Below are 23,382 nucleotides of genomic sequence, written 5' to 3'. Positions count from 1 at the left end.
ACGACAACACAAACAACCTTAAAATCAGAGCCAGAGCGCTCCAATCGCTGCTTGCCTCAGTGGATTACTCTACCATTTCCTGCACCCTCATAACTCCATGCGCGATTTCAAGTCAAAGCCGCGATCAAAAATCCATTCACTTTTAATGAAGCACCACATCGGGTTCCTTTTCGGTTGGCATCAAAGTTCCAGAGTCAGGTGGGTGAGGGCGTTTGGTAACGCGATCGCTGAATCCAGTGATCACAATATAGAGAACGGGCACCACAAACAGGCTGAGGAAGGTTGCTACAAACAAACCGCCAAAGACCGCCGTTCCCAAAGAAACTCGGCTAGGTGCCCCTGCCCCGGTTGCCACCGTCAAGGGATAAAAGCCCAACAACGACGCAAAGGAAGTCATCAAAATCGGGCGTAAGCGATCTTGAGACGCTTCGATCACGGCTTTGGTCACCGACAATCCCTGTTCTCGCAGTTGGTTGGCGAACTCCACAATCAAGATCGAGTTTTTACTTGCCATCCCAATCAGCATTACCAACCCTATCTGACAATACACATCATTCGACAAGCCCCGCAAGGATTGGGCAGACAGCGCTCCTAAAATTGCCAGCGGCACCGCCAACATAATGATCATTGGATCGATAAAGTTTTCATACTGGGCGGCTAGAACCAAAAACACAAACACCAGTCCCAAGCCAAAGATAATCGGAGCCAAGCTGCCCGATTGCACTTCTTCTAGTGCGGTTCCTGCCCACTCGTAGCCAAAACCAGGGGGCAGCGTTTGCTGCGCTAAGGTTTCCATGGCTTTAATGCCATCCCCTGAACTGACACCGGGTGCAGAACCGCCGGAGATTTCGATCGCCCGAAACAGGTTGAAATGGGTAATCGTTTGTGCGCCAGTCGTCGGGGTCACTGTCACCAAATTGCTTAAGGGCACCATGTCGCCTGCCCCCGATCGCACATACAAACTGCCAATATTCCCTGGATTCGCTCGAAACGCTTCGTCTGCCTGCACATACACTCGGTAGCTGCGCTGCCCCAAATTAAAGTCATTGATATACTGAGAACCCAGCGCCGTCTGCAAAGTATTAAAAATGTTGTCCACTGGAATTCCCAGGGTTTTTGCCAAATCTCGGTTCACATCCACTTGAAACTGAGGTGTACTGGCAGCAAACTGGGTAAATACTTGCTGTAGACCTGTTCCAGGCGCGTTTGCTTGTCCAATTAACTGCTGGGCTGACTTGAGCAAATCTTGGATCTCTGCACTGCCGCGCCGATCCTGTACTTGAAATTGAAAGCCACCAAAACTACCTACCCCTCGAATGGGAGGTGGATTGACGGGCAACACCCGCGCCTCTGTAATCGTACTTACCTTCCCAAACACTTTGCCAATAATGGCTTGGGCGGACTGGTCTGGTTTTTTACGCTCCTTCCACGGTTTGAGTGTGGTGAAAATTGCGCCAGTGTTGGCGGTGTTGCCGCTAAAACTAAACCCGCCGATCGCAAAAGTGCCCACTACTTCAGGGAACTCTTTCTGATCCAGCAAAATCTTTTCGACCTGAGCAATTACTTTATCGGTGTAGTTGAGTGAAACGCCCTCTGGTGCTTGGATAATCGTGATGAAATAGCCCTGATCTTCTTCGGGTAAAAAGGCTTGGGGAACCTGCGTATATAACCAGGCAGTGGCACCCAGCAGCACCACAAACAGCCCAATTACCACCATTTTGAAGTGAACTAACCAGTCCAAAACCCCTCTGTAGCCTTCCCGGACGCGATCGAACATCCGATTAAACCAGTTAAAAAACCAGGCAAGAAATCGGGGCGGACGTTGCCCCGGACGGAGGAGGATTGCCCCCAGTGCAGGCGTGAGGGTAAGCGCCAGAAAGGTGGAAATGAAAATAGAGAACGCGATCGTCAAGGCAAACTGCTTATAGAGTGCGCCCGTAGTCCCTGGAAAAAATGCGACCGGCACAAATACCGCCATCAACACCAGCGACGTAGCCACAACTGCCCCCGACAGTTCGCGCATCGATTCAGAAGCTGCCTCCTTAGGGTGCATCCCCTTCGTTTGAATCAGACGACTAATATTTTCTACAACGACGATCGCATCATCCACCACCAGCCCGGTTGCCAAGGTTAAACCAAACAGAGTCAGGCTATTGATCGAAAAGCCAAACGCTTTAACAAATCCAAAGGTGCCAATCAGTGACAGTGGAATCGTAATCGTTGGAATCAGCGTAGTGCGCCAATCTTGCAAAAAGACAAAGATCACCAGCACGACCAGAACGATTGCCTCCAGCAGCGTTTTCTGGACTTCTGCCAACGATTCCTCCACATAGAGCGTCGTGTCAAACGCCACTTGATACTTCATGCCAGGAGGAAACGACCTCGACAGTTTCTCAATTTCCTGCTTGACTCCTTCCGCTACCTCAAGCGCGTTGCTGCCAGGAGATGGAAATACGCCTAACCCCACCGCATCTTTGCCGCGAAACCTCAAAAAGCTGCTGTAGTTTTCAGCCCCCAGTTCTGCTCGTCCCACATCGCGTAGCTTGATCAGGGTTCGGCTATCTGCGTCCGCCTTGATCACAACATCTTCAAATTCAGAAGCATCTTTCAACCGTCCCACTGCCTGGAGATCAATTTGATACAACTGCTCCTTGGATGAGGGAGATTGTCCAACTCGTCCTGCCCCTACTTGCAAATTCTGTTCCCGTAAAGCCGCAACCACATCCTGCACCACCAAACCACGGGATGCCAATCGTTCTGGATCGAGCCATAGCCGCATGGAATAGCGCCGTTCGCCAAAAATTCTGGCTTCGCTGACTCCCTCAATCCGCTTTAGGGCATCCCCAATATACAGATCGGCATAGTTACTTAAAAAGAGGTTGGTGTATTCATTGTTATCGGTGTAAAGCCCGATCGCCAGCAAAATGTTATTCGACTGCTTACTCACCCTCACCCCGGTTTGCTGAACCGTGTCAGGTAATTGAGACTGGACTGAGGAGATGCGATTTTGCACATCCACCGCTGCAATGTCTTTGTCGCGAGTCGATTCAAACGTCGCAGTGATGGTGCTGGAACCATCATTACTGCTGGTGGAACTCATGTAGCGCAGCCCTTCCACCCCGTTGATTTGCCGTTCCAAAATGGTGGTCACCGCACTTTCAACCACTTCGGCACTGGCTCCGGGATAGTTGGCACTTACCTGCACTTGAATCGGGCTGATATCGGGAAACTGATCGACGGCTAATCCTGGTATGGAGATTGCCCCAATCATCAAGATAATTACCGCACAGACAATGCTGAAAACCGGTCGCTTAATAAAAAAGTCTGCCATGGGTGTAGGTGCTAGGTTTCAGGTTTCGGGTTTCAGGCAAGAGGGGAAGGGCAAGGTTTCGGGTTTTAGGAAGCAGGTTTCGGTTTTTGGGTTTTAGGAAGCAGGTTTCGGTTTGTTCTCTGCCCTCTGCCCCATGGCACCTGAAACCTATTTCGGCGCTTCCGCGATCGCGCTACATTCTGACAGGTTTAAAATGCCAGAGACGACGATGTTTTCGCCCGGTTTGAGTCCGGTTAGGACGTTGTAGCTATTGCCTTGGATACTGCCTAGTTTGACGAGCCGCTGACGGGCAACAAGGGCAGGTAGGTTGCCTTTAGGCGCGCCGGGTGGGCCGGCTTGAGCCGCTTTGCTGAGAGTTTCTTTGCAGGTGTCATCGGGGGGTTGGGCGATAAAGACGAAGTTTTCTCCTCCCAAACGAGAAATAGCGGAGGCGGGAACCAGAATTCCGGGGATCGATCGCCATACCACTCTGGCACGCGCAAACTGCCCATCTCGTAATTTGCCTGCGGAATTATCAAAGGTTGCCTTGACTAAAACGCTTTGAGAACGGCTATCAGACTGGGGTGAAACAAAACTAATTTTTCCTCTGCTGAGAGCCGTTCCTTTGCCGTCGGTTAGCTCCACTGGCAGCCCCGTTCGTAGTTCATAGGATTGTTCCAGAGGAATAGACAAGTTCAGATCCAGGGATTCGTTTTTGGTCACGGTTGTCAGTGTGTCTTGAACCTCAACAATTTGTCCCAAACGCACGGGAATATCGCCCACTACGCCAGCAAATGGGGCGTTAATGGTCGCATCTTGTAGTTGGGCGGTGGTGAGATTGGCATTTGCCTGTGCCTGTTGCAGCCCCGATTCCGACTCGGCAATGCTGGCTTTAGCAGATTGAATGCGCTGGTCGATCGCCCTCAGTTCTGAAATTGCTCTGGCGCGATCGCGTCCCACAATATCCAACTGCTGTTTTGCCAATGCGCCTTCTCTGACGAGCGCCGCAATGCGCCGATAGTTCTGATTTTGCAAGTCTACTTCTGCTTGCTTGGCAATCCGGTCTGCCTGGGTCGCCTGAAGTTCAGAAACCGCGCTCGATCGAATGGCACGGGCAGAATTGACGGCTGCTAACCCACCCGCAACCTCAGCTTCTCGCTTATCGGGCTTCAGTTGGATCAGGGGCGTTCCCGCCTGGACGCGATCGCCCGGTTTCACCAAAATTCCGCTGACCCGCCCGGTAATTTCCGGCTTAATCATCACCGACTGCAAAGATTCTAAGGAGCCAACATACTCAGAAGATTCCTTCACAGTGGTCGTTTGAGTCGTGTCTAGCTTCACCGGAATGCCTTGAGGACCTCCTGCTCCTGCCCCCTGCTGCCCTGCGGCTTGGCTCGCCTGCCACCAGCGCCAGCCAAATCCTAAGCCCAGCAGTAAGAGTAAAAGCCCACCGATCGCCAACCACCGATTAGTCGATGATTTTGAACTGGAGGGCGATCGCGCCCCATAGGTTGGAGGCGGACTTTCATGTTCTCGCACTTCAACAGTCTCCGAATACTTCGACGAAGGACCAGACATTCACATACCTCGTTTAAGCTGATCGATTACTCACGCCTTGCCAATAACCTTAAAACTTATATAAACCTCTGGCTACGCCCTAGAGATAGACCCGATTGGTTGAGCCTATTATCAAAATAAATAAATACTAATACCTTAGCGAATAAATCATAAGAAAGACTGATGTTTTCTTCCATAAGCCGTTGCATGAGTATGAGTTAGGCGAGTCATTAGACCTGCTTTGAAAATAGAGGACTAGCTCGGTGGTTGAGGGGTAGCAAGGTAATTCGCGATATGGGACGCGATCGCCAGCGTAGTTAATCTAGACCCTGACGTTAGGGAACTGGATGAGCCATTTGCTATTCAAATTGCAACTTGATTGACGAGCGGCTTAATGGACGCACCACAGTTTCTATGGCGTTGGCAAAAAGAGTTGTAGGTAGAGGGAAACGATCTCCTTGCCCCAAATTGCCGCAATAAAGCCACCTAGCGCTAGAAAGGGACCGAAAGGGAAGGGCTGTCGGCGGTTGAGCAGGCCCAGCGCCATGCCGATTCCACCTGCGATCGCGCCGACCAAACACGCTAAGAATCCGCCTAGCAGCAAATTTTGCCATCCGAGCCAAGCGCCCATCAAAGCAGCCAACTTAGAATCGCCGCTGCCCATTGCGGCTTGACCGAGGGCATAGGAACCCGCGATCGCAATCAAATCTAGCAGCCACAGTCCCAACACTGCGCCCACAACTCCTTCCATCAAGGCTTGCGCTGCTTCTGCAAAGGCTCCGGCGGTGGAGAACCCAACCACAGCGCGGAATGACAGTCCGGCAATCAGTCCAGATTGAGTCAGAGGATTAGGCAACGTCATCGTGTCGATGTCAATCAGCGCTAACGCCAGCAGCCAGCTAAAAAACAGCCAGTAGCCCAAGGTTTGCCAGGTCACCCCAAACGCGAGAAAAACCAGTAAGAAAACCGTGCCGCACACCGCTTCTAGCAAAGGATAGCGAATTGGAATCGGTGTTTTACAGTTAGAACAACGTCCTTTTAGGCTGAGCCAGCCTGCGATCGGTAGATTTTCCCAAGGCTTAAGCCGATGTCCACACTGAGGACAATGGGAGGGCGGCAGCCAAATTGATTGCTCCGCAGGCACCCGATGAATCACAACGCTCAAAAAACTACCGATCGCCGCTCCCCAAAAAAACACCAGACCATACATCAGCAGACTAGCCAAAAAATCCATAGGAAAGGTATCACTCGGATGGCACTGAATTATTAGCTCGCTTTGTCGTGTGGCTCAGAACTTTTGCGGAGATGCTCAATAAATTTTGGATAATTCTCCAGATCTTTCACAGATTGCAATGGCGGCATTTCGATCCAAGTAGCCTCTGTGTGAAGCTTGTCTACAGTGAAGCTTGTCTACAAAGGCATAAAAAGCTTCTTGATCGTCTCGATGAGTCAGAACATAGCCGTGGAGATCCTTGTGGCTCATCACTTTAAAGTCAGGCTTACTCATCCTACATCCCTCCATTTACCGTTGGGATAAATCTTGGTGATATTTTTCTCGCCTGCCAGAAAGAAAACATTACCTGTTCGCTCATCCACACTTCTACACTTATAGACAGGTAGTGCTTGCCAAACCAGACACATAGATTGAAGCACTGTGTTTTCTGTTCTGACGTAGGAACTATGAACACCTTATACCGCACCTATTTCTACAAGCGTAACACGCTCAATTTAGGTCTAATTCTAGGCACGTTGCTCACTTTTCATGAATACAAACTTTTCATGAATACAAATCAGATTCAATTTGGCTGAAAGGAACGAAGCATTCTTGGGGAAGCAGAATTGGCTTGCCAGAAAATATGAGCTTGCCGCGATAGGTAAAGCGATCGATCGCCACCCCTAAAGGACGCTGAATCAGTTCGGGATGCACTTCGTAATAGGTTGTATAAATACTGCGGGCAGAGCGGATCAATCCGGGATCAAGCAGAACGTCGAAGTCTGCTTCATCGGTTTGGACAGGTGCTTGCTTTTGTGAGTATGCCACCGATTTGTACCCTTCTGAGTCTTGAACGAGTTCAGTATACTTGCCCTTGACTAATTGGGATCGATTATTTCTTTTAACGGCTAAGTTGAGCAGCGGCAGATAACCCTAAAATCTTGAGCCAAAGCTTTCACTCGCATAGAGTCTTGCTCATAGACCTATCGATTGTTGGCGGAGGTAGTCTTGGTTGCTGAGATTGAGTCAGTGGGCATCTGGTTTGTTCATAGCCTGATTCTACCGATTTTGCCTCTAATCCTGTAGCCTCTCCGGTTGCCGGGCTAATAAACTTCGTGAATCAGCAGATGAACCATAACTGCTGCCACTGCAAAAAACAACAGCATGAAAAGTAGAAAGAAATTCATGGGAATATCATATCCAGAGCCACACAAGCCCTCAACTAGAGCAGATGGCTTTTTTCGTATTCCCAATTTTGTCCAACACTCACGGTTAAAAGCACCTTTGAGTATGGGGTAGCATTCTTCTCAATCTGCTCCTAAAATGAGCCTAAAAAATAGGGGTGTATTAGTCCCTATTAGTCCTAATTAGGGGTATGTAGATAAATATTAACAGTTCTGGAAAACCCTAAGAATAGGCGTTTTAGAAAATTTGTTTTCATGCAAACAATGGGTGACCTGGGACTCGAACCCAGAACCAACGGATTAAGAGTCCGATGCGCTACCATTGCGCTAGTCACCCAGACTAGTATCTAAATCCTAGCAGTATTTTGTTTCATCGATCGCACCCAACGCTTTCAACATTACTTTTTGCGCTTCGGTCAGCCCGATCGTATTGGCAATCATCATATTTTCATAGGGACGGGGGCAGCGCAGAGTCTTGAGGTGAGTTCCATCAAGGCTCCAAGCCTGAATGGTCTCATCCTGGCTGCCACTCAAGAGCACTGCATTATTTGAAGTTTGAACGAGTGACCAGACCCAGTTTTGGTGTGCTTGAAGCAATGCCGTACAATCCCCCATTTCGATATTCCAGATGCGAATTGTTTTATCCGCGCTGCTGCTAGTCAAGGTTTTACCATCGGCACTGAAAAGAAGTGAGAGGATTTGACCAGTGTGCCCTGAAAAGGTTTGAACACACTTGACTGTATCAACATTCCAAAGTTTAACGGTGCAATCATCCCCGCCCGTTGCGAAGTAATGACTATCAGGGCTAAACGCCACCACCCAAACCCGATTTAGATGAGCCTGTAGCGTGTGCAGGCATTGCCCCGTTTTAAGATGCCACAGTTTAATGGTTTGATCATAGCCGCCGCTGAGCAGCCAGTGTCCATTGGGGCTGAAGGCAACGGATAGGACAGAACTGGTGTGGTCTTTGAGGGTGTTTAAGCAGTCGCCCGTATCCACATCCCAGAGTTTGATGGTGTGGTCATAACTGGCACTGGCAAGCTGGTTGCCATCGGGATGAAAGGCGATCGCCCAAACCCAACTGGTATGACCATGCAGCGTTCGCAAGCACTGCCCTGTATTAGAATTCCAAAGTTTGATCGTACGATCGCCGCTGCCACTAGCAAGCATCCGCTCGGCGGAATGATTTCCATCGGGTTGAGGCGCAAAGGCGATCGAGAAAATCCGTCCGGCATGTCCGCGCAATACCCGAAATGGCTGAGGGTTCGACTCTGCACTCAGGGTTTGCTGATTACAATCCCAGAGCTTAATAGTTTGGTCTTCATGCCCACTGGCAAGCAGTTGATAGCTAGGACTGAGAGCATTCCCGCCCGGTGCCAAGCAAATCGTATAAATCGAGTTGCTGTGCCCTTGCAACGTTTTGGTGCATTGTCCGGTTCGCAGATCCCACAGGCGGGTGGTATAGTCTTCCCCTCCACTGGCAAGCAGCGGTTGGGTGGGATGAAATGCCACAGCCCAAACAAAGTTTGTATGTTTTTGGAGGGTCTGCAAGCACTGCTGATCGTCGAGGCTCCACAGTTTAACGGTGTAGTCATAGCTGCTGCTGGCTAAGGTTTTGCCATCGGCGCTAAAGGCAACAGAGGTCACAGGTTTATGGTGTCCGGTCAGGGTGGCTAAACAGATGCCTGTCGCCACATCCCAAAGTTTCACCGTTTGATCAAAACTGCCGCTGACGAGTTGGTGTCCATTGGGGCTGATCGCGATCGCCCTGACCCAATGCTGATGACCTGTCAGCGTTTTCATACACTGTCCATTTTCTAGATTCCAAACCCGGATAACATTATCTTCCCCGGCACTGAATAGGGTTTTACCATCGGGATGAAACACCGCGCTCCAAACGCAGGCGGCGTGCCCTTGGAGCGTTTGCACACACTGTCCAGTAGCAATGTTCCACAGCCGAATAGTTTGATCGCCGCTAGTGCTGGCAAGCCACTGACCATCGGAACTAAAGGCAACAGAAGTGACGATCCCCGTGTGCCCTTCCAGCAGCTTGAGGCATTGCCCCGTGTGGCTATCCCACAGCCGCACCTGATGATCTTGACCACCACTGGCGAGAATCGGCTGCGAAGGACTGTAGGTTACACTCCAAACCCAACTGTTGTGTCCTGTGCAAACTGCCAACTGCGTGCCATCGATGACGCGACTAATCTGAATCACGCCGTTGGTATCACTGGTTGCCAGTTGTTGTCCATTGGGGCTGAAAGCAACCGACGTGACTCCGCCAAACGTCGAGGCGAAGGCACAATTAACAAATTCAGCTTCGGTAAAATTGACTTGATGCAGATTGACATCTTGCAGATAGGCTTGACGAATGCTCAAGCCAGAGAAGTCGTAGCCCGTTAGATCGGTTTCGAGGTGGCGGAACAGATTGACCAAGTTGCCCGCGCCATAATTGGATTGATAGACACCAGGTTGGTGGAAATTGGCTCGCAGGTGTATCAGCAGGCGGTTCAGTTTATGTTCCAGTTGTTTGGGTGAGCCGAGCTGAGTTAGCAAGCGATCGCACAGCGGTTGCAAAATCACCCGAGTTTGACTGTCGCGGATGTAGTCTTTTACCTGAGCTTTGATCAGGGCATGGCTGAGAAATACTTGTGGTTGTTCTGCCACAATCTCATTTGCCATTTGCTCAATCAATGATTCCGTCACCGATTCCATCACTACTGGTTGCTGAGTGAAACCGATCGCGCTGCTTTCAATCAAACTCCGCCAGCGCAAGGATTCCAACACTTCCATCAGCTTAGGCTGGGGGAGTTTAGTCACTAAATCTGCCTGAAGGTCGGCGATCTTCATGGGTTCGCGGTTAATCGCCAGCCAGTTCATAATCGCTTGCTCTAGCGGTGATAGGCGATCGCACTGCTGCTGAAGCAAGTTGCCAATGCCATTAAAGGCGGCGGTTCCTTGATCTAGAAACTGGGCAATATCGCCTGCAAACAAATCCTGAATTGAAGTCGCTGCCATTTTCAGCGCTAATGGATTACCGCGATAGTGAGTAACCAACTGTTCCAGATCGTCTAATGCACCGTACAAGCCTTTGGCATCCAGAATATAGTTCCCCGCCGCCACATCCAACCCACTCAAGGGCAAAGTCCTGACGGGCAAGCGATCGCCTTCCATCGTGCCCACTTCTTGGGGCTTCTCGCGGCTAGTCAAAACCAGACAACTCTGATGGGCAATCTCTCCCACCCGCTTCAGCAATTCGCCATACATCTCGTAGCCTTTCCGGTAAGTTCCAGCCCGTTTGCCACCTTGCAGCACCGTTTCAAAGTTATCGAGAATGATCAAACAGCGAGATCGCTTCAGCAACTCAATCAAGCGAGAAAGCTTGCCGCCAATACTATCTGGCAAATCACTATCTTGCTGTTCAGCCAGAAACTGAATCAATGTAATCAACAGTTCATCAATCGGCGGCGCATCTCTGAGCGATCGCCAGATGACAAAGTTAAAAGGTGTCAGGTGTCGGGCTTCGACGTGAGCGCTCAGCCGAACAGTGTCGGGTGCCAGATTGTTTTCTCCTGACCCCTGACCCCTGACCCCTGAAACCTGCTCTGCCACTTTCACCGAGAGCGATGTTTTGCCCATGCCGCCCATGCCCAGCAGCGTTACCAAACGGCAGCGATCTTGAACGATCCAGGTTTGCAGGGTCATAAGTTCCTGATCTCGTCCATAAAAAATGGACACATCGATCGCGTCTCCCCAGTCGTGCCGAGGAATGGTGGAGGTTCGAGTTTGGTCTTTTCTATCCGCTGCCCCCGCTGCCCTATCCCCTAATTGTGCCGCTCGTCGCAGCACCCCCTTAAAATTCTGCTTAGTCACTTTCTCGCCACAGACTTCTGAAAGCCTTTGCCAGAGGCGATAGCCCGTGTCTTTGATATAGCCTGGATCATAGCCGGAGGTTTGAGCTATTTGTAGGTACGATCGCCCTTCCCAACAGTGCCGGAACACGATCTGCTCAATTTTGCTGAGGCAGCCGCGATCGCTCATCTGCTCAACCGCCGTCAATGCCTCCTCAACCTGCATCGCTACTGTCCTCGCTATTCTGTCCTATAAACATACCCTTCATTTACCAGTCTCTCTCAGGAAAAATCTGACTTTTTCCTGACTTTTTACCGACCGCCAAACCTCATCTCAGAAAGTTAGGTTGTTTGAAAGGTAAATGCTAAGTGCAACCCTCTCTGAGGGGCATTTGGGTCAATTGCGTTCAGGTATTTGAGGTTAAAACTTACTATATGAAATCTAAGTGCGTCAATTCACCAACTTTTCTGTTCAGTGCTTGTTTACTCTTTGGTAGCTCACTCCTTGGTTCATTGATCCTCTTTGAGGCTAATACTCGACCTGCCTTTGCCGATGATTTCGAGTGCAACGATACTTCACTTGGTGTGGATACCAACGAAGCCCAAAAGACAAGGAATCAAAATAACATCGACTCGCGATCGGGAAATGGGAGTCAAACGACCTTTCTATCCACGGGTACTGGAGATTCGGTAGAAAAAACTGACGCAGGAACCCAAACAAATCTAACAGACAGAAGCACTCAGGAGATTGACAAGAAAGCTGCAACCAGAGTTGTTCGAGGTAAAAACTGTGACAACGCGAACAATAATCGCCAGCGACTGGAAGAGCGGAGAGTACGCGCTGAAGAGGACAAGAAACGGCAAGACAGTATGGATAACTTCTTCAAGGATTTTTAGAGAATCAGTTCGCGGCTTGTCCCTATTGTTTTCAAACTTAGCTCATCTTCAACCGCACTCTATTAAGGTCAATCTCTATGAGAACTCTATGCGATCGCCCAAAAACTTTCAAAGTGTTCAATGTCCTCAGCACAATGCTGGCATCTGTTTTGCTATTTCCCAGTCTGCACATTGAGTCTGCACTAGCACAGTCAAATGCAACCCCATCCGCTTCTCCGCTCCAGTGTAATGATGTTTCCCTTGGTAGCAATACTTTGGGAGGGATCAAAATCAATGAAGGCAATTCTGACATTAGGAGCGGTGAAACGATTGTCCGGGGTCAAAACTGTGACACTGCAACTCAAGGTCAATTGCAACGGGAGACACTGCAAGCACTTCCCAACCTTCTAGAAACGATGGGCAAAATGATGGGGGATCATTCTGAGAGAGAAACCTACGATGATTGCGTGTTCTTTAACGGTCCTCAAGCCTGCGGGTCTTTAAAGCCATCCAGATAGCTGAATTCAAAAAATTGTACTTGTAGCACTGTATTCAGTGTCAGTCATTAACAACTAATTTACACAGGATATGGCGATGAAGACTCTATCTAAGATGGCAATGATACTTACGGTGGGAATTCTCGGTACTGGCTTGTCGTTTGGTGCAGACATTCAACCAAGCGTTGCACAATCTTGTAATCCGTTTGGCTGTTCTCAACCGGGTGCGGGTTCTTGTAATCCGTTTGGGTGCCCAAATCCTGGTGCAAGTCCATGCACTCCGTTTGGGTGTCCTCCTTCGCCTGCTGGCTATGGCAATAAACCCCAGCAAACCTCTCCTATCATTGTGCTTCCTGGCAATAACAGCAGCAGTAACAATGGCATGGGAGACTGCATGGATCGCCTGATGTATCGAGATATTCGAGCAACGTCTGGTCCAGATAGGGACGGTGACTATAGGTTTAGCAAACCTCAAGGCGTAACCGATAGTGATATGACCGCCGCTGGGCTTAGCAATAGTTACTACGGTTGGGGAGGCAAGCAACCTGTCGCTAAAGTACAGGTTATGGATGGTCGCACAGCCGCCTCTAGCTGTCGTTAATAGTTAATCGTTCAACCAGTGCCGATAGCACAATCGCCCTTCACAAGAAAAAGATGAGGGGCGATCGCCTGTCTCGCAGGTTTGCAAAAAGCAACATTCATTGATGTAGTGAAAACTAATGATGACAAAACAGTTTCATAAAACATTGATGTTTGCCGCGATCACGATATGGTCGTGTTCTAGAGTTGTTGTTTCAGGTTAGATAGGTAAGCCAAACTCATCAGCAATTCCAAATTCAAAAATTTAAGAGGAATCAGTGATAGGAGAGGGGTCTGCATCGGAGAGCATAAAGTCAATTAGATGCTGCCAACTATTGAATAGCAAATACTTAGTCAGGCTGAGGATGTCTTGAAAGAAACCCTTGCGAGTGCCCCGTTGGTGGCGAATTTTCTGATAAGACGTGTCCACTAGATGAAGCACTGTATGGAACAGGAAAGCCAGGAGATTGAGCGTGAGCAAAAAGTTGGCTAAATGCTGTTGCCCATGCCCAAAGTTGTGTTCGAGATGGTACCCCTTGGTTTTGAGGACATTGTGATTTTCGTTTTCGGTCTTCCACCGACTTCTACCAGCAGCGACCACTGAGGCAACGGTGGTATGACCCAAGCGATGGTGGGTGATGAAGGCATTGTGGTAGAGCACCTGAGCGTCGTGTTCCCGGGTAACGACCAGTTCGCACCAATTGACCAGCAAGGCGGGTTGAGTGTCCCGAATCGGCACGAGATTGGCATAGCGGTAGTGATAAATCGCTGGAGTGCGCTGGTGGCATTGCCGGATTTCTAGGGTCTCGAGCGCCCCCAAAACCTCAAGCACGTGCAAGCGCTCGTACAGGGCAGGGTGAGAGTCGGGTAGAGCGGTAAAAATGAAGTTTATGCCAAGCTCTATACACTGCTGAACCATCGGTTGACGACTATAGAGGTCATCCCCAAGCAGCGTTATTGGGTGTTGGGCAAATTGCCCCGCATGGGTCTGCATCCAGCGTTTAGCCGCCACCACTTCGCAGTCTTGTTTCACAGACCCATCTTGCGGACTGATAAATTCGGGGGCTAAGGCAATCACCTGCGACTGACCAGGAGCGACAATCACGGGTAGAATCGCGCTATGAAAATAGGTCACACGCCCATTTTTATGCGTTCGAGTTGAACACTGCTGACACTGAATTTTCTGCGAACTGAAATATTGCGTCCCGTCTAAGGTGACTAACAAATGCCCTCCCAAGCAGTGGTATGCCTGCAAGTATCCCCCTTGCCTCAAACCTCGATACACCTGCTCAAACACACCCGTTAGGACAGGTGCAGCCAGGTGATCCAAAATATTGCGGATTTGCGGTGTACTCGGAATTTGAGCTAACCCAAACAATGTTTGAGCGTTATCCTTGCCCTGCCGACTCTGCATTTGCCGTTGGTGCTCCAGGAAAGACTCGCACTGCATGAAAAACACGCTAAACGCTGCCAAGATTGCGTCACTCACGCTGTAGCGGGTGCCGTTACTCGCTTGCCTTGGGTCTTCAATCCGACTGATGGCTTGATGCAGATAGCCTAACAACACCCCAAAACTTAAAGGCAATGATTCCATCACCGTGCTCCCACGAGGTGTTTCCTTATCCTCCAGTCTGATTCAGCGAGTTGTCAAAGTTTTGAATTTGGAATTGCTGCAAACTCATAACGGTTAAGGAACAGTCCAATCACAATGTCATGCATCACAACGGACTTGGAAAAGCAAATGGTTTTGCGAGCTAAGCGTTTAATTCGAGTCCGTCAGGTTAAAGGCTTGCGCTCAATCTTCTGAGTATTACGTTTACCAACGGTGTGAAGACTTGGATCGAGGTGTCTTTCATAAGCTCCCCAACCATCGGTGTAAAACTGCATAATCCCGAATGGTTCTAACAAGATTTTCAGTTGGATAAACGCCTCATCTTGATGCGATGCTAAGACATAAGCCAATACTGTGCCACTAGCATGGTCAATGGCGTGCCACAGCCATCGTTGTTGTGCTTTAGACTCAACAAAACTCCACATTTCATCGGCTTCTGCTTCTGTATCCTCCCACTAGCAGAGCTTGACGATGCTTTGAGTAGGTTCTAGTTGGGCGAGTTTAGCTTCATTCACCGCTTTGAGTTGACACTCTTTTTTTTAACTCCTTAATCACGGTAGTCGGACTAATATGAAGCACACGGGCAGTATCTCGGATGCCGCTACCATTGATCGCCATATCGCTAATTTGTTGCTTGACTTCCGGCACATATCCTTGATACTCATACCGCAAAATAAAGGTGCGCCGATGGCACTGGGTGTTTTGACAAAAATAGCGCTGTTTGCCGTCTGGAGTGGTGCCGTGTTTGATCACTTCGACTCCATCACATTGAGGGCAGTCAATCGGCTCTAAAACCATGCTTGAGTCTCCGCAATCTTTGAGTCTTTTATCAAGGTAATCTTTATTATCGAAAACAACAAGTTTGAAACATTACCGATGAAATCTCGGCGCTGCTAGAGTTTTTGTTGAGTTCAAAACTCTGCAACAAAGACAGCATCCGGTCTTTGCTTTTGGCTGAGTTTAGCCGTCGCATCAAAGAAGCCGATTTGGTGCTGATTGCGGACGCTGACCTATCAGAAGAAGCGCTGGAGTATATCGAGTCGATTCGCGGCGAAAGGGCTTATCTAGTTCGGTCTGAGCGTAAAGCATTGACATACGATGCCTTCATTATTGATGGGACCAAGAATGCAGCGATCGCGATGCTGCTAGACCGCGATATGCAAACGTCTGAAGGCAAGGTTCTTTACATTAATGCTGACTCAAAAGCGCTCACTGAAACATTTGCAGAGATTCTAGGGCGGAATAAGTGCTTGGTGATTAATGGCGATACCATCGGTGGAGAAGCCCAAGCCAGTCTATTGAGCAGCAAAGGCAAGGATCTGCCCAGTCTGATTCTTCAAGGGATTCGCTATATCATCTCGTCGCCGTCAGTAGTCCAGGGCTTCAGTTTCGAGCATCACACTGATTTAATTGATAGCTTCTGGGGATTCTATCAGGGCTGCTCAATCTCTGCTCATGCCATCGCCCAAGCCCCTGATCGCATCCGAGACAGTGATATACCCCGCTTCTTTTGGATTGCTAATCGAGGGAGTGCCTATAGCAAACTGAGCAAAGCTCAAGGCGTTGCAACATTTCTGAAAGAACTCAAGCAACTGAACACGACGGCGGCGCGGCTGGTCAAAAATTCCCTGACTCCAGAAACACAGGTCGATGTGGATCGGCTGGACTGGCAAAGTCAAAACCTGAAAATGTTGGCGGCGATCGAAGTTCGTCGCAACCGGGGCATGGTGAACCTGCGGGAAACACTAATCGCTTTACTGAAGAAGGAAGGGAAAAAGATCCGCGTCATTGCCCCAACTGAGAATCTTCCCAACGTTTCGGGGATAGTTAAAGAAGCCAGTGAAGCGGTCAGCGCTCGGTATTGTTTAGCTGTAGAAAATGCTGAAACCATCACCAAAGAAGAAGCCGACAAGCTTGCAGATGCAACAGAATCCCTGACCCCTGAACAAATTCTTAGCCTTGAAAAGTTCTACATGGGTGAGTTCTATCGACTGGAAAACGTAAAAGCATTGGATGTGAAGTTCGATCGCAAGGGTCGTACCAAGGCTGAGATCAAAGCGCTTGAAGCGTTGCTAGTTCCTGGCTTAGCCGAAGAAGTAACCTCGAAAACCATTAACAAGAATGCGACTACCCCGCAAGATTGGAACCCGATAGCGGTTAAAACGTGGCTCCTGGAGCAAGCAGTAGCAGCAGTAGCAATTCGGCGCATTGTAGCAGGAGAAATCCTCTCGATTGATCCCAAGACCGTTGAAGCGATCGCTAGCTTCATTCGTGCCCACCAAAAAGAATTTAGAATCGCCTTTAGATTTCGCTGCATCGACAAAATGAGCGATCAGCAAATTATCGGGGAAATCCTCTCGCGTCACGGCATCAAAACCAAGCGCGCCGGGAATAAGAACAACCTTAGGTATGAGGTTGATAAGCCCCACCTACAGGCGATTTTAGCAATCATTGAACGGCGGAAAACTGCGATCGCACCCCCCGGAGATCAGGGATTAAATCAGAGGGGTGAGATCCCTAAAAACACTGACCCTGAACTCCAAAAATGGATGAATCCAGAGTCCTTCGCAGACATTAGGGCGATGTGGTCCGAAGCAAATACCCCTGAATTGGTGGAGGAGTTGAAAAGCTTTATCCCGATAGTGGTTTTGGAGCGTGCGATCGCTAGTTGAACGCCCCAGCAATCTCCCAAATCAGCCAGCTTTACGATTGCCTAACCGAAGGCGACAAGGTTTGTGTGCTGACACACCGTTTTGCTATTCGTGCAGGAGGACTATTGAGTTGCTATACGTGATTGCTCCTCGCAAGCTGAATAAACAAGAAAAACCCAACACCGTCTATGAATGTTGGGTTTCAAGTATTCAATTCAACCGATAAAAGCCGTGATCACGGATGCCAATTATGGATTGGTGTAGAAATCGTTGCTGACTGTCAAGCGGAGATCAGCGGATGGGTCAATCACGATCAGGTTTGGGGGAGTTTGTGTTTGGTTGGTGGGCTGTGCGCCAGTTACCCCTGCCAAGATAGTACCCAGATTAACTTTTTGACCCAGGATAGTTGCCAAGATGGCGTTTGTTGCGGCAGAAGTGGCAACATCTCTAAGCGTGCCGGGGGGTGTGTTTTGGTTTACGGGTTGTCCGCTGACCACCTGCGATCGCGCACTAAAAGGATACGACTGATTGCCAATCATCACCCGTTGAGCAATAAACTGCGTGCCCAAAATTTGACCATTGCTGCTAACCGGGATCAGTTGACCCATAATGTCGCTGTCTTTGGGAATAACAACTTGTCCCTGAGCATTTTTAAGGTCATCGACCACTCGTAGAGCCAGGTTATTGATGGTCTCACCGGGAGTCACTACAATTTTTTGCGAGCCGAGATAGCGGATGTTAACCGATGTACCTTGTGGTACTAAGTAACGTGGATTCAACGCGTTTGGGTTGTTTGGAGTTGGGTTGCTGCCCGTGTTTGGCAGAGGTGCCGCGCCGTCGAGTCGGGCAATGTAGTTGTTTGCCCCTTCACTGGTCGCGATCGGTGCGAGTTTGCCTTGATTTACCAAGGTCTGATAGATGTATGCAGCAACATCCGCACGAGTCGCCGTTTCATTAGGGTTGAGGAAGCTGACGTTAGGATAGTTGACTACCACATTTCGCTCTGCCGCTGCTGCAACGCCAGTTTTTCCATAGGCAGGGATTTCGCTGCTATCTCTAAACGCAGCCAGAGTTGTATCAGCGGCGCGAGTGGGCGTGAAGTTCAAGCCGCTGGAAAGGGCGACCAATACCTGCACTTTGGGAATTTGCTGCTCTGGTTTGAAAGCACCATCCGGATAGCCGCTCATGAAGCCAGTTTCATACGCTTTGCCGATCGCCGTTGCAGCCCAATATGAACTGGGAACGTCGCCAAAGCCACGCGAGACGCGCACTGAACTGTTACTGAACGCATTTTTGACGATTGACGCAAACTGAGCGCGAGTCACTGGGGCATCGGGCTTGAACGTACCATCGGGAAAGCCCGCAATAATTTGTCTTTCGGCCAGCGTTTCGATGAAGGGTCGCGCCCAGTGAGAGCGCGTATCCGCAAAGTTGGCAGCAAAAGCTGGAGCCGAAACCACGAGCGGTGCAATAGTAGTTGAGGTCATACCCAATGCCAGCAGTACTGCATTTGTTGAAGACCACAGATGAATGTTAGACATAAAACCCCGTAAATTGAGCAGTACTAATGAATTACACGTATTTAGCAACAGCAAGCAATCCTTGCTCTTTTGAGCGCTGTCTACAGGCTCAAGTAAAAACTTGGTGATGCAACCGTGGCTTGCGTGCAACCGAATGACTCGGTTCCGATGGCAAAGCGACTGATCCATTGGTAATGCTGACCGCAGAACTGTGGCTTTGTTCCCAAGAGTTCGATTTCTATGTGATCGCTCAATGAGTTTAGTTTCTGGGTTGCTCGTCATCTGGAAAATGCTCAGGTTCTAGCACCACCGAAGCTAGTTGAAAAGCATTGCCAGTCTGCTCAGAAGTTGGTAGCTAGATATACCCTTTAAGGCGACAGCGATTCATCATCCAAGTTCAAAGGTTGTCACACCAAACAGGCGATCGTAGGGTAACTCAGGACAGGCTTGAGTATACATCCGAGCGGTCTCAAACACCCTCTTCATCTCATACTTCTCAGCCAGGTTGACAGCCACTACATTGATTTCAGGAACATCCAGGTAAATGGGAGTACTTGCCGCTACCGTTGACTGGAGGGCAACAAACAACGCTTCTGCCAAAGATGGCTGATCCGCAAACAACGGACCGATCTTGTAACCTGTGTGGCAGAGCCTTATCACTCCGTACCCTACCAGCGTGTTGTTTTGCACAATACCCAAAGCAGTACTATCAGGTTGATCAAGCCAACCTCGCAGAAACTGAACGCGATCGCCTGGGAAAAATGATCGATCATAAACTGCAATCATTTCAAACGGAATGGTGGATAACTCAACGACTCCTAAATGATTCGTTGACTGACTACCACTCACACCCTCGTAGCGAATATTACGATAGGCGAGTTGAAATCCAGATTTCTGATAATTGTCCTGTTGAGCTAGCACACCGTCTAGACCAATATTTCGACCTGATAATGTATCTAGTGCTGCCTTCCAGAGTTGAATCCCATAGCCTTGCCCCCGATACTCTGGTTTGACAATATAGAATCCGACAAATCCAAAAGAGTCGCCATATTTAACGGCTGAGATGGTAGCGATCGGTTCATCCCCCAATAAACCCATCCAAAAGCCCTTTGGATCGGCTGTATAAAAACACTCAGCATCGTGCAACCCCGGATTCCATCCCTCTGCGGCTGCCCACGCGATCGCAATCTGAAGCTCTTTACGATTCATTGGTCGAATTGAATAGGACTTTTTAGTCATTGCCGTTCCATCCATTGCAATGGGTCAAGTTCGGGGATGTTTATTGTTCTATTGCTAAACATACCCGGTTATGAACCTGGATACATTGACTGAGCAAAGTACGGTCAAATTTTGCACTTATTAAGTTTTTTATTGTAGAAGTATTTATGTCTATTGCTTCTGGATAGTCTTCTCTGCTGGCTCTTTAAAAGCTGAATTAATCTTGTTCCACAAGCTGTTCTCTGGATAGTCTTCTCTGCTCGCTTTTCAAAAGCTGAATTAATCTTGTTCCACAAGCTGTTCTAACGTTTCCAGAAGCTTCTCCAAAGCTTTCTGCTTCTTGGGACTATCCCAAACCTTTGACTTCTTGACACGCTTGTATGCTGATTCAAAGCGAGTTTTGAGAGATGCAATTGGTGCTTCAGCACTATCAATCTTGGCACTGGTTACTCACTGGTTACTATACGTTCTTTTATCTGAACCAGCGACAAGCCCTCCTGGATAGCCATTGTAAGCAACTCATGCCGTTGAGCCTCATCTTTGACCCGTGCAATTGCCCTAGCTTTGGTATAAGCAATCTTCCCTTCTCTTAAAGTGTTCAAAATGTCAGTTGGCAAATTTAACAGAGGCAGACGATTAGTACGGAAGCTTTCAGGGGTAAAGCGTCCAACCGTATCAAAAATCTTCTGGAGCACTTGCCATTCTCCTTTGTGGATAATGTTATCCACAGAATTGCGTTCTGGATGGGCTGCTTGATTAAGCAAGGTAATAACGTGCTCAACATCCTTTTGCAAGCGGAGTGCGACCAACTCTAAAATACCCTCAGTTTCCTCAATTGGATTCAGGTCTTCCCGTTGGAGGTTTTCGATCAAGGCAACTTGTAGAGCTTCTTGATCGTTAAAATTCCGAATGACTACAGGAACTTCAGTCAGTCCGAGCATCGTTGCCGCTCGATAACGGCGTTCTCCGGCAACTATCTCATATTTGCCATATTTCAGAGGACGCACCAATAGCGGTTCTAAAATGCCATGCTGTTTGATTGACTCAACAAGCTGGTTCAATTTCTCTGGATCGAAGTACCTGCGTGGCTGTTGCTCTGATGGAACCATGTCAGCCGTTGCCAGATGGCGATCCTCTGTTTCTGCCTGGGCTGTTTCACCAAAGAGAGCATCAACCCCTTTGATTTGATAAGGCTGGTTAGTGCGCTTTCTTACACTCATGACATTTTTTCTAGACTACGAGCAATCTGATTGAACAAAGGCACGGCTGGATGCTTAGGGCTGTAAAGTGCTAACGGTACGTGTTCCTGGGACGCATCAGCAAAGCTTACAGAGCGGGGGATGGTCGGAAAGACAGTCCCAATTTTAGCTAGCTGTTCCTGAATGGACTGCAAAGACATCACACCTTGGACAGTTCTACCTTCGTGCATTGTAGGCACTACACCTGCAACACTTAACGTTTTGTTGGCACGCGATCGCACACGAGCGATCGTACTTAGAAGAAGCTCTGTTCCTTTGAGAGCTTTATACTGCGTTTGAATGGGAATCAGTACATGAGTTGCTGCGACAAGACTGATATAGCTCAAGATGCCAAGACTAGGAGGGCAATCAATAAAAATAAAATTGTATTTGTCTACAACAGCACTTAACGCTTCTTTCAGCCGATAGTCTCTCATATCTGCCACTACCAGTTCTAACTCTGCCCCACTTAAATTGATGTTGGCAGGCACAAGATCGACACCATGAAGGTCGGTATGAATGGGTAGAGGCTCCGATGCCATCACAGATTCATAGATCGTTTTGTCCAGATCAGAGGGTTCCAGCCCCATAAAAACAGTTAGGCTCGCTTGTGGGTCCATGTCAATCAACAGCACTTTCTTTTTGCGTTGCGCCAAGTGATAGCCCAAATTCATGGTTAACGTGCTTTTCCCAACGCCTCCAGATTGATTGAAGACGGCAATAACCTGTCCCATTGAATTGCCATTTGACAGTAATAACAGAAGAATACTGTACTGCTGATCGAATTGATAGGCTTCTCAACTGAATCGAGCACTTGTCACAGCATTGAGACAACAGCCCAATCGACCGCTTTTTCCCTAATTACCTGCGGTGCTTACGCTGTTTCAACATAGTCACTGATCATCCCACAAGCCCTTAAAACGCCCTGGGGCTAGTTCTGTGTAGCGAACTGTAATGCTGGATATTACGATGTCCTAGATAGGTATCAGATGACAATGGACGTGACGGCTGTAGCATTTAGCGTCACCGGGCGATACTTATGCGTCTTGCGCTGTTTCAGGTCGAGTACATCCTGATCGCACCATCACCACCTTCGACTTTTTCAGATGAAAGGCGACCGCTTCTCTGAGCACCTCGCTTTCAAATTGCCCGGTGCTTTCCTTGATTGTTTCAATTCTCTTGTACCAATCGGGTAAAATTTTGGTGCCGATGTGAACCAATTTCATTTTGATTCATCAGGTTAACTTGTGAACCTTTTCCCCTCAAACGCTTCAATTCTGAGACGGTCAAAAAAGGGGCATTAGTCCAAGTTTAGTCCAATCCTTCGGACTAATTTTAAAAACTTTATCTATCAGCAGTTACAGCCCATCGATTAATTGTGCAACAAGCAATTAGTCTACGAGTTTCCAGTACTTTCAGCGGTTTTGAGTAGTGGATTTAGTCCAATCAGCTTTGCTGATTAATTGCCGTAAGCTTTTTTGCGATCGCGTCAATGCTTAAGCGGTTAGTTGGGTGCTAACGGCATTCAAGGGAGCAAGGTGAAAGGCGTTACTTGGCAGCATGAAAAAATCAAGTGCGGTAAGAAGACGTGCAAATCTGCAAAAGGCAGTTTGCATAGTCCATACTGGTAAAGCTCTTCAAAAGAGAACGGCAAGCTGAAAACCAAATATATTGGTAAGCAACGACCGCTCTAGATGCAATAGGAAGCCCTCAGCAATAGCCAGGGGTAGCAGACACTACAGGCAGCGATCACCGTAGGAATCGATTCACAAATCGCCCTCAACATGGCTTGTCTTTCAGCCTTCCTGAGCTTGCGGCTATTACCCCACTTGCTAGAGCCTGGGATGCTGTAGAGCTTTGCCAATGCTGGTAAGGTGCGATCGTTCGGCATAATCGGCAAGGGCGATGCTGGAATATGGGGCAAAGGTAGCAGAAACAGCACAGCAAATTGAAGACCAGGTTTACCCCATACATCAACGGGCGTTATGGATAGCAAGGCAGGGATTTTCACCGAACAGGGCATCGAACTTTTCAAACCCTGCAAGTTTGACGATTAGCTTAGGAGCGGTAACGTTG

At 48.7% G+C, this 23,382-nt stretch carries 18 protein-coding genes, 1 tRNA gene and 2 pseudogenes; 5 read left to right on the top strand and 16 right to left on the bottom strand.

Annotation, left to right across the window (positions count from 1 at the left end; translation table 11 throughout):
- Positions 1 to 142 precede the first annotated feature (142 nt).
- From AC1S5B_RS05650 to AC1S5B_RS05615, 8 genes are all read right to left on the bottom strand, one after another.
- On the bottom strand, positions 143 to 3,331 hold the full coding sequence (locus AC1S5B_RS05650; RefSeq protein ID WP_482034710.1) for an efflux RND transporter permease subunit: 3,189 nt from the start codon (positions 3,329 to 3,331) through the stop codon (positions 143 to 145).
- Positions 3,332 to 3,478: 147 nt separating this feature from the next.
- Positions 3,479 to 4,888, bottom strand: coding sequence for an efflux RND transporter periplasmic adaptor subunit (locus AC1S5B_RS05645; RefSeq protein WP_482034709.1), 1,410 nt, complete (start codon positions 4,886 to 4,888; stop codon positions 3,479 to 3,481).
- Positions 4,889 to 5,279: 391 nt separating this feature from the next.
- Positions 5,280 to 6,101, bottom strand: a complete 822-nt coding sequence (locus AC1S5B_RS05640; protein ID WP_482034708.1) for a prepilin peptidase — start codon at positions 6,099 to 6,101, stop codon at positions 5,280 to 5,282.
- A gap of 75 nt (positions 6,102 to 6,176) precedes the next feature.
- Positions 6,177 to 6,374 (bottom strand): DUF6887 family protein, encoded by a 198-nt coding sequence (locus AC1S5B_RS05635; RefSeq protein WP_482034707.1) that lies wholly within the window; start codon positions 6,372 to 6,374, stop codon positions 6,177 to 6,179.
- Positions 6,371 to 6,508, bottom strand: coding sequence for a DUF6888 family protein (locus AC1S5B_RS05630; RefSeq protein ID WP_482036600.1), 138 nt, complete (start codon positions 6,506 to 6,508; stop codon positions 6,371 to 6,373). Before AC1S5B_RS05630 ends, AC1S5B_RS05635 begins: the two co-directional genes overlap by 4 nt.
- Positions 6,509 to 6,644: 136 nt before the next feature.
- Positions 6,645 to 6,908 (bottom strand): hypothetical protein, encoded by a 264-nt coding sequence (locus AC1S5B_RS05625; RefSeq protein ID WP_482034706.1) that lies wholly within the window; start codon positions 6,906 to 6,908, stop codon positions 6,645 to 6,647.
- Between the two features lie 621 nt (positions 6,909 to 7,529).
- Positions 7,530 to 7,601, bottom strand: a tRNA-Lys gene (locus AC1S5B_RS05620).
- 17 nt (positions 7,602 to 7,618) lie between these two features.
- Entirely contained in the window at positions 7,619 to 11,341 is a 3,723-nt protein-coding gene (locus AC1S5B_RS05615) for a WD40 repeat domain-containing protein (protein ID WP_482034705.1), read from the bottom strand.
- 359 nt (positions 11,342 to 11,700) lie between these two features.
- Between AC1S5B_RS05615 and AC1S5B_RS05610 the strand changes: the two genes are divergently transcribed.
- The 3 genes from AC1S5B_RS05610 (at position 11,701) to AC1S5B_RS05600 (ending at position 13,089) form a co-directional block, all read left to right on the top strand.
- Positions 11,701 to 12,012 carry a hypothetical protein gene (locus tag AC1S5B_RS05610; RefSeq protein ID WP_482034704.1) on the top strand — a complete coding sequence of 104 codons (312 nt, stop codon included), beginning with the start codon at positions 11,701 to 11,703 and terminating at the stop codon, positions 12,010 to 12,012.
- 77 nt (positions 12,013 to 12,089) lie between these two features.
- Entirely contained in the window at positions 12,090 to 12,509 is a 420-nt protein-coding gene (locus AC1S5B_RS05605; protein ID WP_482034703.1) for a hypothetical protein, read from the top strand.
- Between the two features lie 76 nt (positions 12,510 to 12,585).
- Positions 12,586 to 13,089, top strand: a complete 504-nt coding sequence (locus AC1S5B_RS05600) for a hypothetical protein (RefSeq protein ID WP_482034702.1) — start codon at positions 12,586 to 12,588, stop codon at positions 13,087 to 13,089.
- A gap of 327 nt (positions 13,090 to 13,416) precedes the next feature.
- On the opposite strand, the pseudogene AC1S5B_RS05595 reads toward AC1S5B_RS05600, so the two are convergent.
- Both AC1S5B_RS05595 and AC1S5B_RS05590 read right to left on the bottom strand, forming a co-directional pair.
- A pseudogene (locus tag AC1S5B_RS05595) lies at positions 13,417 to 14,631 on the bottom strand (ISNCY family transposase); the annotation flags it as partial.
- 83 nt (positions 14,632 to 14,714) lie between these two features.
- A pseudogene (locus tag AC1S5B_RS05590) lies at positions 14,715 to 15,477 on the bottom strand (IS1 family transposase).
- A gap of 107 nt (positions 15,478 to 15,584) precedes the next feature.
- On the opposite strand from AC1S5B_RS05590, the gene AC1S5B_RS05585 reads away from it, so the two are divergent.
- A complete protein-coding gene (locus AC1S5B_RS05585) occupies positions 15,585 to 17,351 on the top strand; it encodes a hypothetical protein (RefSeq protein WP_482034701.1) in 1,767 nt (588 codons plus the stop codon).
- A gap of 227 nt (positions 17,352 to 17,578) precedes the next feature.
- Here the strand turns inward: AC1S5B_RS05585 and AC1S5B_RS05580 are convergent, their stop codons facing one another.
- The 5 genes from AC1S5B_RS05580 to AC1S5B_RS05560 all read right to left on the bottom strand — a co-directional run bounded on the left by AC1S5B_RS05580 (position 17,579) and on the right by AC1S5B_RS05560 (position 22,532).
- Complete coding sequence (locus AC1S5B_RS05580) at positions 17,579 to 18,871, bottom strand: S-layer homology domain-containing protein (RefSeq protein ID WP_482034700.1); 1,293 nt, start codon at positions 18,869 to 18,871, stop codon at positions 17,579 to 17,581.
- A gap of 366 nt (positions 18,872 to 19,237) precedes the next feature.
- Positions 19,238 to 20,089: a GNAT family N-acetyltransferase gene (locus AC1S5B_RS05575; RefSeq protein ID WP_482034699.1), complete on the bottom strand. Its 852-nt coding sequence runs from the start codon at positions 20,087 to 20,089 to the stop codon at positions 19,238 to 19,240.
- A gap of 425 nt (positions 20,090 to 20,514) precedes the next feature.
- Positions 20,515 to 21,288, bottom strand: coding sequence for a ParB/RepB/Spo0J family partition protein (locus tag AC1S5B_RS05570; RefSeq protein ID WP_482034698.1), 774 nt, complete (start codon positions 21,286 to 21,288; stop codon positions 20,515 to 20,517).
- On the bottom strand, positions 21,285 to 22,040 hold the full coding sequence (locus AC1S5B_RS05565) for a ParA family protein (RefSeq protein WP_482034697.1): 756 nt from the start codon (positions 22,038 to 22,040) through the stop codon (positions 21,285 to 21,287). Before AC1S5B_RS05565 ends, AC1S5B_RS05570 begins: the two co-directional genes overlap by 4 nt.
- Positions 22,041 to 22,343: 303 nt before the next feature.
- Positions 22,344 to 22,532, bottom strand: coding sequence for a hypothetical protein (locus AC1S5B_RS05560; protein WP_482034696.1), 189 nt, complete (start codon positions 22,530 to 22,532; stop codon positions 22,344 to 22,346).
- A gap of 312 nt (positions 22,533 to 22,844) precedes the next feature.
- Between AC1S5B_RS05560 and AC1S5B_RS05555 the strand changes: the two genes are divergently transcribed.
- Positions 22,845 to 22,937, top strand: a complete 93-nt coding sequence (locus AC1S5B_RS05555; protein WP_482034695.1) for a DUF6788 family protein — start codon at positions 22,845 to 22,847, stop codon at positions 22,935 to 22,937.
- Positions 22,938 to 22,996: 59 nt separating this feature from the next.
- Here the strand turns inward: AC1S5B_RS05555 and AC1S5B_RS05550 are convergent, their stop codons facing one another.
- A complete protein-coding gene (locus AC1S5B_RS05550; RefSeq protein WP_482034694.1) occupies positions 22,997 to 23,329 on the bottom strand; it encodes a hypothetical protein in 333 nt (110 codons plus the stop codon).
- Positions 23,330 to 23,382: the final 53 nt, after the last annotated feature.

Source organism: Leptolyngbya sp. CALU 1928 (genome assembly GCF_056784215.1).
Note: the sequence above shows the minus strand (reverse complement) of the source record. Positions and strands in the feature narration are given on the sequence as shown.